This is a genomic window from Lentimicrobium sp. L6 (assembly GCF_013166655.1).
Lineage (GTDB): Bacteria > Bacteroidota > Bacteroidia > Bacteroidales > UBA12170 > UBA12170.
This window is the reverse complement of sequence record NZ_JABKCA010000095.1, coordinates 1-16,087: the sequence shown is the minus strand read 5'-3', so window position 1 is coordinate 16,087 and position 16,087 is coordinate 1. Positions and strand designations below refer to the sequence as shown.

The following is a 16,087-nucleotide window of genomic DNA, read 5'->3' as shown; positions in this document are numbered from 1 at the left end:
TTGAGTGGCACAGTTACATCGGTATAGGTGGCACAACATGAGTCAGCCTATCCATTACAAACAGATTTAAATAAATTCCAACCTTATAACACCAAACAAAAGCAATCATCACAAGCAGAATTAATTTTTCAATTCTATCTATTTCTTGTAGGTGTGTTTTTTCGATATCAAATCCACTAGTTTTCATGGCTTTAAAACAAGTTTCAATTTGCCATCTTTGTTTGTAAAACGCCTGAGCCTGATCAGGTTTGTTAAAAGAGATAATGATTAGAAACTCAGGTTTTCCTTTCTTGTTTTTTAATTTGCATCCCGAAAGATAACATAGTTGGGTCCCAATTCTAATGATTTTTTGATAGTGTATAAACTCATTTATACCAGTCGCATTGAATAGCCATGAAGCCTTTAGCTCTTTGTTTTTATGAGGAATAAAAACCTTAAAGTTGTTTCTAATACGTATGTAATAGGGAATCTTGTTGTCATTAAGAAACGTTATCCACTCATCTCCAACAAACTCTCTATCGGCTAATACCGATTCTATACATTCTCTTCCAAAGAGCTTAACGAATCGCTTAATCAAATCAATACGTTCCTGAGAATTTGAATTTCCTCGTTTCTTTAACATGGTAAACAATAGAGGAAAAGCAACGCCATTGTAGCAAACACCAAGCATAAAGATGTTGATGTCTGTTTTGCCAAACTTCCAATTAGTTCTGTCAATACTAAGACAAAGGCTTTCTTTTTCAGGAAGAAGTTTGAATATTAGCTGTGCAACTAAATTTGAATTCAATGAATATTCAGCAATAAATCTTTGAATACGCCTTAAACTAGATGTTGAATCTGAAACTGAATCAAATGCATTAGCAAGCTTTTCAAAACCTACTGTTTGAACCTTGCACAATGCACAGATAAACATCGAAATGAACTTTATTCGAGCTAAATTGACTTTTCCTTCAAATTGTTTGCCTAGAATTGAAACTAATTCTGTATTTTTATCCTCTACCTTGGTATTCTTTATCATTGCGTTCTGACTTCGTAAATCTTACGCAGAGATACTGAATATCAAGGTTTTAAACTAATTTATAACATCTATTGTTCTGATTTTCAAGGGATTATGTTTTTGTTATGTACTAAGCGAAAATCGAATTGAAAAACTGAAAACAATTGGTTTCCCTTTCGAATCAGACTTTCGTGGAAAAAAGATTATTAATGAAGACGAAGTTATTGAGAAATCGAAGAAACCACAACGAAATACATGGGAACAAAACTATTTAAGATTGCTTGATTACAAAATCAAATACGGCAATTGTAATGTTCCCAAAACTTTTGAAGAAAAATCATTGTCATATTTTGTAACCAGACAAAGGCATAATTTTAAAACTCAAAACCTTACAGAAGAACAAATTAAGAAACTTGAATTACTTGGATTTGAATGGGAAGTTACTCGCCAACCAAATACAATATCTTGGGAATTGAGATTTAATTCATTAAATGATTTTTTTAAGAAACATGGTCATTCTCATTATAAAAAAACGGATGGAGACGAAACGCTTTATCATTGGGTTTTACTTCAACGAATGGATTTTAAAAAAGGGAAACTAAATGAAGAAAAAATTACTCGATTAAACACCTTAAAATTTATCTGGGATGCAAAATCGTTAGCATTTTCTGGTCGCCCAGATGAGGAACGTTGGAGTTTGATGTATGAAAAGCTAAAACAATTCAAAAGCGAAAATGGGCACTGCCTTGTTCCTCAATTATATTCAGAAGATAAATCATTTGGACGTTGGGTTAACGACCAACGAAACAACAAAAAGAAAGGAAGACTTTCAGAAGAAAGGGAAAAGCTACTTCAAGAACTTGATTTTATTTGGGACACAAAAAAATATGAATGGAATCAAAAATTGAAATTACTCAGCGAGTTTCATAATGAATTTGGTCACTTTGAAGTAAAACAAAGCGACAAAGGTTTTGGTGGTTTATATTACTGGTTGTTCAAAATAAGAAAAGAAGGAACGACACCAGAAAGAAGAAAGAAACTTGAAGATATTGGTTACGAATTCATTGAATACAAACCCGAAAACTGGTTTGAAATGTTTTCAAAATTAGCGAAACATAAAGAAACAACTGGTGGATTTGAATTCGAAGAAGAAAGTGAGATTAAAAAATGGTATCAGCACCAAAAGATTTTGATAAAGCGTTCAGAACTACCTAAAAACAAAGTTGATATTCTAGCGGCAATTGGTGTTAATCATCAACCCAAAACTAAAGAGAGAAAACCACGAAAGAAAAATTCTGCAAGCTGGTACGAGATGTTGGAAATGCTTAAAGAATATCATAGAATACATGGCGATTTTATTGTCCCAAAGAAATACCCAATAAATCAAGCTCTTTCAAGTTGGCTCTATTATCAGAAAACCTTGAAACGGACTGACAAATTGGAAGATGAAAAAATCAAAGCATTCGAAGAAATCGGTTTTGAATTTCCAAAACCCTTAGAAAATCAAAAATCATGGGATGAGCGATTTGAAGAACTGCTAGCTTATAAAGATAAACATGGAAATTGCCAAGTTCCAGTAAGATTCAAAGAGAATCAACAACTGGCAACTTGGGTTCGTACCCAAAGAAGATATTACAAAGAAGAAACGATAACCGAAGACAAAAAGAGTAAACTTGAAAATATTGGATTCATTTGGCGTGTGAATAATTAAAGCCCAAAGTGCAATTCTTTAAGTTGGATAATTGCTAATTTAGCGGTATGGATAATACAAACTTGACAAATTCAAACAATCAATTATATGGCAGGATTTCTGAATTACTTGCCAATGCAAAAAAACATGTTGCCACTACAGTTAATCAAACCATTGTAATCACATACTTTGAAGTTGGTAGATTGATTGTTGAAGATGAACAACATGGAGAAGAAAGAGCTGAATACGGAAAATCGATTCTGAAGGAGCTTTCTCAAAGACTTACAAAAGATTTTGGGAAAGGATATTCGGTTTATAACCTTGAGCGAATGAGAAATTTTTATCTCACATACAAGTTTGTAATTTCGGAAGTAGACAAATCCGCATCAGCGTTGCAGAAATCTGAAAATGAAAAATCCGCATCAGTGTTGCGGAAATCTGTAAGCCCTTTTAAATTAAGCTGGTCACATTATTTGCAGCTCATTAAAATTGACAATATCGAGGAACGTAAATTTTATGAAATTGAAGCTTCAAATAACAATTGGTCTGTTCGAGAATTTGAGAGGCAATACGAATCATCCCTATACGAAAGGTTGGTATTAAGCAGGGATAAGAAGGGAGTTAAAGAACTCAGTACAAAAGGTCAAGTTATTACAAAACCAATTGACACAATCAAAGAACCTTATGTCCTCGATTTTTTAGGGCTAAAGGAGCATAATGAGTATAGCGAATCCGATTTAGAAACAGCCATAATCAATAAACTGGAACACTTCCTGAAATAACTGGGCAAAGGATTCTTATTTGTTGGCAGGCAGCAAAGAATAACGGTGGAAGATGAAAATTTCTATGTTGACTTGGTATTCTATAATCGCTTGTTACAATGTTTTGTCGTTATTGACTTAAAGATTGGAAAACTAAAACATCAGGATTTAGGACAGATGCAGATGTATGTTAATTATTACGATGAATTTGTAAAAACAAACGAAGAAAATCCGACTATTGGAATCGTACTTTGCAAACAAAAAAACGAAACATTGGTGCAGATTACCCTGCCAAAAGACAATCAACAAATATTTGCTAGTAAATATCAGACAGTATTGCCAAGTAAAGAAGAATTAAAACAATTAATTGAAGATAGAGATTAAACGACAGACCAAAAGCCATAAACAACACAAGGCTTGCTCGAATATTTTAAAAAAAGCAATGTTCTGTTTTAAGAACATTGCTTTTCAATCCGTGTTAATCTGCGAAAATTAGCGGACAAAAAAATACCTTTTCCTTACTAATTATTCTGCGCACTAGTATCCCCAAATTCCCCATTATCGATAATAGGGTAAGCAATAGCCTCATTGGGAATCACAATTTTCATTTCCAAAGGAAAGCTGATACCCTGTAATTTCAGGCTTTGTATACGATAAAGATAAGCCGCTCCTTGTAATATTTGCATGGCCACATCTGCTGCCTTTCGGTTTTGGTAAGACTCTAAATAAGTACCTTTTACCCAATCGTTAAAGGCGCCCATGGCTGGGCCGCACCATATTTGATAATCCAACTCTCGACCCGGGGTATTGGCATTGGCCCAATTGGAGGACAAGCCTAAATACCAACGGAAGATAAGCGCCATCTTACGATGTGGGTTGTCCTTGGCTCTTTGTATTTGCTCTGGGTCTCTTTTCTCAAAGAAATCGATGCAAGATTGCCAAATCTCTTCCAAAGGTTGCTTGAAAACCTGCTGCTCTAACTTTAAACGCTCGGCAGCTGGGATATCGTCAATAGACTTATACTGCTTATAATATTCGAATAGCTTTTTAGCACGTGGGCCAAATAAGGTTCCAGGTTTTAAAACCTGTAAATCAACACCCATCTCAAACATATCGGAAGCGGGGGCCATCATCACATCGGTAGAACTTACCTTTTCCAATAATTTACGCACATGCTCCGAGGTACCAGACTCTATACAAGCTTGATTAACCGAACCCGTCACCACATAAGCTGCACCCATCATAAAAGCACCTAATGCCGAAGCTGGCGTAGAAATTCCACCTGCTGCGCCCACACGAATCTTTTGTGCAAATTGGGTCTTGGCTTCCATATCATTACGTTGCTTTATAATAATAGGGAGGAGGGATACCAAAGGACGATTATCGGTATGCCCACCAGAATCGCCTTCTACGGTAATATCATCGGCCATGGGCACTTGCTTGGCTAATTCCGCTTGCAAGGGAGTTATCTTTCCTTTTGAGAGCAATGCCTGTACAAAAGATTCCGGAGGAGCCTGCATAAAAGGAGCCGCCACTTCGGTTCTAGAAATTTTGGCTATCACCTTATTCTTAATGTGGATACTGCCATCTTCATTCTGACTTAAACCCGCCACACGGTAATAGACAATATGCTCGGTTAAGGCTAAAAATGCGGAGGCTTCCACAATATGAACGCCATGTTTAATAAATAATTCCACCGCTTTCACTTCCAAGGCCTCCTCATTGGGGCTGTGTATTAGGTTAAAGGCATAAGCCTGCTCAGGCAAGGCAGCCTGTATTTTTTTGATGGCTTCAAATACGCGTTCTGGTACTTGTCCAGCAGCACCATAAGAACCCAATAGATGAGCTTTTCCCATGGCAATCACCAATTCTTCCGATGAGATGCCATTGGCCATGGCACCTGTTTTATAGGCATAGTTTAAGCCATAATCCTGCTTAAAACTTGGGTCACCGAGTTGTTCAGCAGTCATAGGACTGGCTATGGCTAAAACCTGTAATCCTCTACCTTCAGAAACCAGTTCGCCGCCATTACTCACTCCTATGCGGCCTTGGAAATCCTTCATGATATATAAAGGCTTATCAGTGGCCTGTAATTTTTCTTGTATGCTTTTGGTATCAAAAACTATATCGCGTGGCGAGCCCTTCCAGAAGATATTTTGTGGGGTGCCGTGAAAATTCAAATTCATATGTATATCTTTTATTTGCGATGATCTAATTTATTTATTGAGCTATTTCATGCTGTTCTCATCATTCAGTTGTAAGTAAAAACCAATGATTAAAATTTAAAAAAATCCGCGGACAAAATAAATTTACGTTTATCATGATTTTGCTCCTTGCATTTGATTAAGCCTCTTCTATACCGAGGGCCAAATCCGTAATCTGATAAATCCGCATTTTACCATTCCAAACGTAGGCATCCACCACTATGGCTAATTGTGCACCATGTTGTTCCACATTTTTAATATGAATTTCTAAGTGCATTTCCTTTACGGTAGTTAGAATTTGTCCGCGGTATTTCCAAACGGTTTTATGATTAGCCAGCTGTACAAATTTGGGCGATTTAAAATCTTTTCCTAAATCTTGTTGTAAAGCAAATACCTCTATGGCTTGGAAAACAGCTTCCACACCTAAGGAACCGGGCATCACAGGGTCTTGATAAAAGTGACAAGCAAAGAACCACTCATAAGGTTTTATAAATTTGGTAGCATGCACATACCCTTTACCATATTCCCCTTGGTTTTTAGCCACAATTAAATGGTCTAATAGGTTCAATTGATTTTCGGCCAAATGATAATGTGGTTTTCCAACAGGTGCTTTGTATAGCTTCATTTTGCCATACAAGGAATCCAATTTAATTTGTAGATAATCTTGAGGAGTCAAGTTATTGGTTTTATACCAAGCATCCACTTCGGCACCTTTGTCTAAACCAACTTGCGATGCTAAAGCATCAGCTGGGAAGAATCCGAAGGAGGATTTTCCTTTATAGAATACATGTCCATCAATAGAAAGTTCGAAGGTGTAATTTTGTAAGATGGTTCCGCCTAAGGCCATAGAAGAAGTTAAAACGGCATTATTGACAATGGTTTTCCCTCTAAAATCGGTTCCACTTGCTAAGTCAAACATTTCGCCATCACCATCTAAGTTTCTGAAATAGAGGTCATGCTCAGCAAACTCTAAAGTAGAACCCAAATAGGCACCCAATAAACCACAAGGCTGTAGGGCAATCTCCATCAAAACAGAATAAGGCATGGTGTAATTGGAGTTTTGCTCATAATACCAAGGATTAACAGGCACATCATATTCAGCTAAAATGGAGGAGGGTTCATCAAGATGACCACGCGTTCCATCAACTTTTAGTATACGAGAAATAAGCTGTAAATCGGTATTGGGTTGACGAGAAACCTTGCGGCCATCGTAAACGGAGAAGTCAGGACCAAAACACTTGGACAAATCATCTAATGCAAAAGTAGTGATGTCTTTTTCATTCATCAAAGCACCTTCAGAACGCGGAGAAATAGGAATACCTGGGGTTTCTTCTAAATATTTAGGGTTTGATTTTTCACGCAATTGTAAACCAATATTCTCGAAATGTACGGTGACCACACCATTAGAAATAATCTCTAAATCACCCACCACATAAGGATGAGGAATCAAACCAATATCTTTAATCTCTAGTCGATAAACCAGTTTGGTATCTTCAGGTGTGACTTCCTTACGACAGCGCACTTTTTGCGGCATATCGAAAATGGCTTGGTAACGAGCATCTTTAGTCATGCGCTGTAAACCCAAGCGAAGCATAAAGAAACGCAATAAGTTACCACCACCTTCGGCTTGTAAGGAACCCGCCATTACTTCATCATCACGGAAGTGGCAAGGGAAATACCAGTCATTGGCTTTTAAATCTTTCTCAGCTTCAATAAAGCCTAAACCATAAGCGCCACCTTTTAAATCAAGGGTGGTAATGCGGTCTAGCATCAATATCTTTTCTGGAGGCAGACGTAATGAGGAATTGCGACCATTGGCAAAATAAGACTCATTTCCAAAACACTTCTCAATGTCTCCATTGCTCAAATGCATCAGGTCTTCTTTGGAGAAAGTGGTTTTATCAGTATCCAATAATGGAGTGAAATATCTCTTTTTAATTTGGGTTCGGGCTGCTAGTTCCGATTTGCTGTACACCACACCATTTCCGGCAGCCAATTCTTCATCAGAAAAGAAACCCGCACACCCATTGTCCATTTTAAGCACCAAGCGATCCTCCACATAACAACGGTAGCTGAAAAAGAATAGGAGGTTATTACCGCTATTCACAAAGGAATTGATGGAGATATCATAGCGTAGGGTTTGTCCTTCAAAAGGCAAGTCATCCATAAAAGTAAGGGTGCAATCCAATAAACGGTAAATCTGCTTGCCTTTGTTTTGTAAATCGATACCCAGGTAGGAGATAAGCATTAAATCGCACTGTCCTGATTCTACCGATACAGCCCAAGGGATTTGGCGGTCGGTGGTAAACCAGGCATCATAAGGAATATCGTATTCCGTTTGCATGGTCGATGGTTTATACTCGCCCAACTTGGCATTAATACCTGTAACTCTACTCACCAATAGATAAGGGTCCATAGGTAGCATCACACGACGTGGATAAGTATCTATGACAGCATATTCAGGGCCAAAAACATTGGCAATTTTACCGGTAGCAAACTCCACCAAGTCTTCTTGTGAATACACAATCTCTTTACCTTCTAATTGCTCTCCGGATTCGTAATTCTGTAAGCGTAATCCATTTTCACCCAGCCTATTATTAGGTGATGTACTCGGTGTTAATTTTGTATTTACGTTCTCTATGGTTTTTGTATCCATTTCGGGATTTAAGTTTAATGATTTTGAATGATTTGAAATTATTGGTGTAGTGATTGGAGCGGTATCTGATTCGGTATATGAATCCTCTCCAGCTATAACCATTACTGCCTTTTCTTTGATAATGCTTTTCTTAATACTTTTTGTTTTAAGATTCGCAAATAGCTTTTTGCTTTCGCTATTTACTATGACTTGGGCTATGGGCTTTCCACCGGGTATTATCTTTTTCAAGAATTGTTTTTGTGGCTTTCCTTTGGCAGTTTCGGGGTAAAGCATACTTAAATCAAGCGCTACACCATGACTCACCAATTGGGCCATCATCTCACATAATGCTTGAGCATCTGATTTCCCTTTTTGATTAATGCTAACCGATAAATGATCCTGATCTTTTAAAATAGCATTGATCCAACCCGTACAAGTGGCATTAGCCCCGAGCTCTATAAAGATATTGGCTCCTGCATCTGCTACACTTTTTACGTTGGCAGGAAAGTCAACTTCTTGGCAACAAACATTTGTGGAATTCTTGGAAATCACTTCGCTATCGAGCTTCAGTTTCGTCTTTGTGATGCTAGAAAAGAAGTCAATATTGGGTTTGCTCTGCAAAGGAAAATGATGCATGGATAATAGCGCATCGGAATCTTTTTTACAGAAATCGTGATGGATAATATTTTGAAAAGGAATAGGAATTACTTTACATTGAGCCTTTTCAGCAATGGCTAAACAAGTTTTTTTATCGCCCGAAATAATGACCTCGTTCTCAGTATTTACAAAGGTGAGGTAAACATTATCATGTTTCTGAACCATAGGCTCAATTAGTTCCTTCGACGCCAATAATACCAAACTGATCCAGTTTTCTTTGGCCTCCTCTATACTGATACCAAGGTGTTCAGATAAAAGTTCTAAATTACCAGCCACGCGATTTTTAAATACTGGCGATTCCTGAAATTCTTTGGTGCCATCAGGACTCCATATTCCTAAGGAATACCACATGCTGCTGCATTCGCCCATGCTATAACCAAAGGCCATATCGGGTTCTAACTTAAACATAGAACGCATGATATGAGTAAAGGCCGCAGAGTAAAATACCCCAACCGACATCATAGCAATGGCATTGGCATAGATATTTGGACTTTCATTGTTAGTACTCACGTGTTTGGGATACAAATAATCGCTCCAAATAAAACGATCTAAATTGGGTCCTAAATCTTTATATTGCTCATGCAATTGGGGAAACATTTGAAAAAGATCGCTTCCTAAACCTTGGTATGCGGTTGCCGAACCTGGATATACAAAAGCTATTTTTCCTCTTTTACCCAAAGGTTTTGGTGAAAAATAACTACCGCGGGGTGTCTTTAAGGCTTTGCCTGATGAAAATGATTTGGAGATGCTCTTTTGAAAGAATTGAATTTCTTGCTTAAGCTCCTCTGCATTTTTTGCCAGCAGTACCGTACAATAAAGTCCACTATTTTCTTTGAATTTCTCGAAAAATATTTCAGCCATCTCCCCAAATGGAGTGGGGGAGGCGAGGGCAATTTCCAAAGCCGATAGTTGTAAGCTCATCTCTTTTTCTGAACGGGCTTTCAAAGGAAAAATATTTGGGATCACACTTTGTCTGAAAGTAGAATCGGTGTTCAATACTTGATCCGCTTCTGATAAATGGATTTGTAAATCGTCTATACCATTCACCGATGCCTTTCTCTTAGTCTGATGCTCTTGTAAAATCCAAGGGCGAGACTTTTGAGGGAAATAGTAAAGGCTATCTTTAAATGCATTCACATCTTTTGGGGCTTCCCAGTTTGGAATCCCCGGAATAAAACGGTGGTGAACACATAAGCTCGCCTTTATCAAACTGGCCATGCCAGATGCAGCGTAAGTATTTCCAATATTCGCTTTAACGCTACCCAAAGCTACAGCTTGAGTTGGTTTATTCTTTAATAGTGTGGCTTGTTCTTTGCTATCCTGACTTGTAATACCTGTGGCGGCCATCTCCAAATATCCAGCCTCTTTTAATGCTTGGCTTTGGCCTATACCATCGATAATGGCATAAGTTCTGTCATTTTTGGCATCGCTTTGTTTCTTTAATACAATGGCTCCGGCACCTTCACCCACAAGCCATCCATTATCATTGGTGTTGATGGAAATACTTGGCTTAGCAGCGGTATTGATTTGGTCTTTTTGATTACGGAGTATTACATTTTCCAAACCTCCCGAAAAATCAACTGCTCCAACGACCACCGCATCCACTTCACCAAGTGATAACATGTTTTGTGCAATCTCTAAGGCTTTATAAACAGAGTTTTCGCCAGAAGAAACCGTAAAGGCCGAACCGGTGAAATCCCAAAGTGCTGCAATTCTACTGGCCATGATATTGCCCACAAAACTGGTGTGTTGACTGGGTGTTTGATCACCATCACGATAATAAAGGCCGTTCTTACACAGCTGCTCTAATTCCGCTTCTTGTACTTCGTTAAGTTCAATATTGGATTGCTCCAAGGCTTCTTTCAATTGCCAACCCGTATCCCAACGTGCCAAGTAATGATGAATAGATAATTCCGATTCCATGGCAATTAAAACCGCCACATTTTGACTTTCATCTAAGTTGGCATCTTTAATGGCATTGTCGGCTATTTTTAGAATCAGGGCTTGTTGTGGCTCTAAAGTCTCTGCTTCTTTAGGTTGGATTTTATAACGTAATAAGTCAATTTCAAAATCCTCAATATAAGCTCCTTTTGGCGCTTTCCCGTCCTTAAAGCCATACTCTTTTAATAAAGAAGTATTTTCCTCAAATCCCTTCCAACGCTTTTTGGGGAGGGTATTAAAATGTTGTTTTCCTTTGTATATAGTCTCGTAAAAATCATTGAGATTGGTACAATCCCCAAAGTGTGCATCCATTCCAATGATAGACATAGGAACCAAAGATGTTGCTTTTCTAGCCTCTTGTTTGCTTTGATTTTGCTGGTAATTCTTAACCACCATATGGGCATTTGTACCGCCAAAACCAAATGAATTCACGGCTGCTTGTTTTTGCGTATCATCCCATGGTATGGTTTCCAAAACCATATTTTCTTTACCCATCAAGCCATTGTCGGCTCTAAGGGCATTATCCAAATTAATGCTTGGTGGAATCACATTCTTTTGCATGGACATCAAGACCTTGAGTAAACCCGTCATACCAGCTGCTGTCAGTAAGTGGCCCATATTGGATTTCACAGACCCTAAAAGCGGTGTATTCTTTTCTGAGGTAAAATAATTAGAGATAGAATTTAGCTCTGTGACATCCCCCAGAGGAGTTCCTGTGGCGTGACATTCTAAATAGGAAGTGTTCTCAGGAGAAATACTGTTTTTGTCGTAGGCACGTTCGAAGGCTAGTTTCTGACCTTTTGGATTGGGTACCAATAGAAACTTACCACGTCCATCATTGGAAAGTCCAATGCCACCAATCACTCCTAGGATATTGTCTCCATCACGTTCTGCATCTTCCAAACGCTTGAGCACTACCATTCCGGCACCTTCTGAAGATACCAATCCTTCTGATCCTTGATCGAAAGGGGCATACTTTTTATCGGCAGGAGCATAGGCATGGAAAATAGAAAAGCCCATGTGAATAAATAGTTGATCGGAAGCACAAACGGCACCGGCCAACATCATATTTGCTTTGCCAGTGAGTAATTCGTCGCAGGCCAATTTGATGGCATACAAGGAAGTAGCACAAGCTGCATCTATGGAATAATGAGTGGCGCCAAGACCAAGAGCTTCGCTTACCATTTCTGATGGGGTATATTGCAATACCTCATTTTGTGGTTTCTCTCCAGCGTTTTTATGGAGTTTAAAATCTTTGTCTTTTAGTAATTCCTGGACGGCTACTTCAGTGGTATGGGTATATACATCAGATAATAATTGATGTGAGGAGGCTGTTGGAAAAGATAGGTTTCCTAAAATAAGACCGCATTTATCCATGATTTCGGCCTTGTTTAGGTAGCCACTTTCGCGCAGGGCTTCTTTCGCCACATGCAGCGACCATTGATATAATTTGTCTTGCTTGGCCAGAAATTCAGCTGGCAATTTATAATCTGTTGGATCGAAATTGAAATCACGAATAAATCCTCCGCGTAAGGAGTAACAACGATCTACTATTCCTTTTTCGGCTTGAAAGAATGCTTCTGGGTCGGCAGCAAAATCCTCTTTTGTGGCGATACCTGTCAGGTCTTTTTTATGCATCAGATTATTCCAGAACTCATCTTGGGTAGATGATCCTGGAAATAATCCAGACGTTCCTATGATGGCTATTTTTATCATTTATTTTCTTTTTATACCAGTTTAATCACCTCTTAAGAGGATTTAAACTGGTCCTAAATTCTTCCGAAATAATTCGGAACAGGTTTTATAGGGGAATTGATAATAAGAAGATGTAAATCCCATCCTGTATTTTCAAATCCCCCTTTTAATTTATTTTCTACCAAACCAATTGTTTAGATACGGTTACCGCTGCACCATCTGTTTGCATATAAACAGTTCCGTCTTCATCGTAAACCGTACAAAGAGCCACAATTTTAAACTCGCTAGCTTCTTGAATAGTAACGTTTACCATCAACTCTTTTCCAAAAGGAACAGGTTTGTAAAGTGTCGCAGTTTTTGTTTGTAAGGGTAAACTCATAGCGCCATCTTGGTATTTCTGAACCCAAACCACCATGCCTTGATATTGAATATCAGCAAAAAATGTATTGATGGATTGAATGGCAAACTGTCCTTGTTCTGAAAGTGGCACCTCAGGTGCTTTACAGGTGAGTACTATTTGCTTCTCGTTCCAATCGATGATTTTCTCTATGCCTTGGAAATACTTATCGTGGAAAAGGGAACCATCTTTATATAATATAGATCCATCAGTTGCAGGATAATTTCCGCTGATAGTGTGGTTAAACTTGGGAGCTTGAGGTACTTTATCCTTATGCATCAAGGTTACTCCCGTTCTGTAATGATAGGTCGGGAGTTTTTTTCCTTCACTAAGGATAGTCGCTTCAAAAACAATCTTTTCAGCGCTTTTTTCCACTTCTTTGAGTTCAATCACATAATCCTCTGGCTGTTGGCCATCAAATACAATTCCCTTGAATAATTTGGTGTCTGTAATCTGGAAGACCTTAAAGTCAGGATATATACTTTCGCAAGCTTGTGACATCCAACCCACAGCATTAACCACTGGTAAAACCGCGTTTCCTTGTATCACATGGTGCATCAAGAATGGATTATCGGCTAGCTTTAAGTTTCGTTTAATGCGATAGTTGCGTAAATCTCCATTATGGTGGCTTACCGCTTCAGGTAAGGTTCCGCCAATGATGACTTGTGCTTGATGGGCATATTCAGTATTGAACTCATTCACCATCATGGCAGCACCGCCTGTACTGTTCACCAACTTAATGCCGGCCGCTTTAAACATCACCTTTAATTCATCACTCACCATACCGCTGTCCCATGCGCCCCAGTTAATAGCCGACACTTGGGTGTGTGGATGGTTTGTTTTGAAGAGATGAGCTGCTTTACTTAAAATCTCGTTGGCGATGGCATAATCTGATTGTCCTAGGTTTCCATAAAATCCGGCTACCGAAGAGAACATCACCAAGTGGTCTAGTTTATCGATATCCACAACACTGAGCAGACTCAATAAACCATTTAGTTTCACTGAAATCACATTTTCGAAGTCCTCCTCCGTTTTATCTTGAATATACTTATCGGCCAAACGACCCGCTCCATGGATAATTCCTGTAATCTGGCCTAGCTGAGCTGTTATTTTATTTAATTCAGCTTGACTGGCTTTTAAGTTATTGACATCACCTTTTAAATAAACCACTTTTCCACCATGCTTCTCAACTTGAGCAATGGTATGGTCTATTTCCTTTTTAGCAACGATATCTCCAAATATGCTTTGAACAATAGGGAGACTAGGCTTTTTGCTTTTCTCCTTCAGGTCATTCATGATATTTCTTTTCAAAGTACTATCATCAACGCCATTCTTGGCATAATTAGGAATCTCAACATTAAAATTAGAACGTCCCAATAATATGAATTTACATTGGAAGGTTTTAGCCATTTCAATCACGCAATTGGCTGTTACGCCTTTTGCACCACCACTCACTAGAAAAACAGAGTCTTTAGTTATTGTGGTTTTGATTTTTTGTTCTTCGGGAACTGGGTCTGGTATAACACTTGTTGTTTTACGACCTTCTTCAGAATAGGCTACTTCAATAATGGCGCTATTGGCATCATGAAGTTCTGCAATAACTTGGGCACTTATTTTCTCTATTGGCAATTCTGGTTGTATATCAACCGCACGGCATTTTACCGGAGACCATTCTAAGTTTAAGCATTTCACTAAACCAGGTAATCCGCCACCAATAACAGATACATTGCCTCTTTTTCCCAGACCTAATATACCGTCTAAACGGCTCACCGTCACGAAATTTGCTCTTTGGGTCTGACCTAAATCATTTAAGTCTTGCTGTAAGTGTTTGGCTAAAAAGAAAACCGTTTTAACAATGTCCTTATCTGCTTTAAAGTGTTGGGTGAAATTGCCATTTTGGAATTCGAAATGAGGATGGAGATGAATGAAACTTCCTATTTTTCCGTATTTGCTATGGATTTCCTCAATCGCATTTTTAATGGCTTCATCAGTATGAGCAGTCAACGAGAGGGCCCTTGTATCAGGAGTCATTGTGGTGCCAGGTAGATTAAGTACCAATACTTGATGACCTTTGTTTTCTAATTGCTTAACAACTGAGGAGGTCAAGGCAGAACCCTCATTGGTAACTAAGGTCAGGTGGGTATCAGGTAAAGAAAATTCCATAAAGTCAGCTTGCGGCAAATATTTTAAACCAATATTATTGCGCTCCACCTTATGGAATTTACCTGTTGTTATGTATTCGTTATTATCTTGAGCTACAGGCTTAGCAATACTGAGGGGATTTTTTTTTTTAGAAGATGTACTTACGTAATCCACAATCTCTCCCAAAGTACGAAGCTCTGTTAATTCACTGGGGTTGATATCAGACATATCAGGATATTGTTTGGTTAAGGCACCAAATATCTCCACACGTTTGATAGAATCAATACCTAAATCAGCTTCCATATCCATGTTCATCTCCAACATCTCTGCTGGATAACCAGTCTTTTCGCTAACAACTGTCAATAACATTTTTTCAAGTTGTGTATTGTCAACATAGCTATCGTTCTCTTGTACTTCTACTTCAATGGTTGACTGAACAGGAGCTGCAGTTTCGTTGACCAGAGTAGCGGTTGTATTCACTATTTTATTGGCAACTGCTGCATTATTGGCAAGCGTTGCTGCTGTGGTAGGCGTAGCGGCACCTTTTGGCGCCACATAATTAACAATTTCTCCCAAAGTACGAAGCTCTGTTAATTCGCTAGGGTTGATTCCGGCCATGCTAGGATATTGTTTGGTTAAAGCACCAAATATCTCCACACGTTTGATAGAATCAATTCCTAAATCAGCTTCCATATCCATGTTCATCTCTAGCATCTCTGCAGGATAACCTGTTTTTTCGCTCACAACCTCTAAAAGCATCTTTTCAAGTTGAGTGGTATCAGTATTGCTAGCTTGAGGAGTTTCTTCAGTTACTGCTTGAACTGGAGCAGGTGTTTCAATTACCGGAGCAGCTGTTGTATTCACACCTTCAATAGCAACCGCTGTAGCACCTTTAGGTGCCACATAACTCACGATTTCTCCCAAAGTACGAAGCTCTGTTAATTCGCTAGGGTTGATTCCGGCCATGC

General features: G+C 38.6%; 7 protein-coding genes. 3 read left to right on the top strand and 4 right to left on the bottom strand.

The window, feature by feature from the left end; all coding sequences use genetic code 11:
• Window positions 1–13: 13 nt before the first annotated feature.
• Window positions 14–1,018 (bottom strand): IS4 family transposase, encoded by a 1,005-nt coding sequence (locus HNS38_RS18075; RefSeq protein ID WP_216663777.1) that lies wholly within the window; start codon window positions 1,016–1,018, stop codon window positions 14–16.
• Between the two features lie 61 nt (window positions 1,019–1,079).
• Between HNS38_RS18075 and HNS38_RS18070 the strand changes: the two genes are divergently transcribed.
• Genes HNS38_RS18070 through HNS38_RS20620 form a run of 3 tightly spaced genes read left to right on the top strand, consistent with a single transcriptional unit; the run spans window position 1,080 to window position 3,832 of the window.
• Window positions 1,080–2,708, top strand: a complete 1,629-nt coding sequence (locus HNS38_RS18070) for a helicase associated domain-containing protein (RefSeq protein WP_371823820.1) — start codon at window positions 1,080–1,082, stop codon at window positions 2,706–2,708.
• 47 nt (window positions 2,709–2,755) lie between these two features.
• Window positions 2,756–3,469 carry a DUF1016 N-terminal domain-containing protein gene (locus HNS38_RS18065; RefSeq protein ID WP_253939384.1) on the top strand — a complete coding sequence of 238 codons (714 nt, stop codon included), beginning with the start codon at window positions 2,756–2,758 and terminating at the stop codon, window positions 3,467–3,469.
• Entirely contained in the window at window positions 3,470–3,832 is a 363-nt protein-coding gene (locus HNS38_RS20620; RefSeq protein ID WP_253916444.1) for a PDDEXK nuclease domain-containing protein, read from the top strand.
• 137 nt (window positions 3,833–3,969) lie between these two features.
• Here HNS38_RS20620 and HNS38_RS18060 read toward each other — a convergent pair whose 3' ends face one another.
• The 3 genes from HNS38_RS18060 to HNS38_RS18050 form a co-directional block, all read right to left on the bottom strand.
• Complete coding sequence (locus HNS38_RS18060; protein ID WP_172284224.1) at window positions 3,970–5,634, bottom strand: PfaD family polyunsaturated fatty acid/polyketide biosynthesis protein; 1,665 nt, start codon at window positions 5,632–5,634, stop codon at window positions 3,970–3,972.
• A 157-nt stretch (window positions 5,635–5,791) separates the two neighbouring features.
• The gene (locus HNS38_RS18055) at window positions 5,792–12,601 is read right to left on the bottom strand and encodes a beta-ketoacyl synthase N-terminal-like domain-containing protein (RefSeq protein WP_172346847.1); all 6,810 of its coding nucleotides are present in this window, start codon (window positions 12,599–12,601) and stop codon (window positions 5,792–5,794) included.
• Between the two features lie 157 nt (window positions 12,602–12,758).
• Window positions 12,759–16,087: SDR family NAD(P)-dependent oxidoreductase (locus tag HNS38_RS18050; RefSeq protein ID WP_172346846.1), on the bottom strand; the 3,329-nt coding region annotated here is incomplete at its 5' end.

Bases quoted from the DNA above. Each gene is read 5' to 3' on its own strand.
- HNS38_RS18075 (WP_216663777.1), bottom strand. From the start codon at position 1,018: ATGATAAAGAATACCAAGGTAGAGGATAAAAATACAGAATTAGTTTCA.
- HNS38_RS18065 (WP_253939384.1), top strand. From the start codon at position 2,756: ATGGATAATACAAACTTGACAAATTCAAACAATCAATTATATGGCAGG.
- HNS38_RS18060 (WP_172284224.1), bottom strand. From the start codon at position 5,634: ATGAATTTGAATTTTCACGGCACCCCACAAAATATCTTCTGGAAGGGC.
- HNS38_RS18055 (WP_172346847.1), bottom strand. From the start codon at position 12,601: ATGATAAAAATAGCCATCATAGGAACGTCTGGATTATTTCCAGGATCA.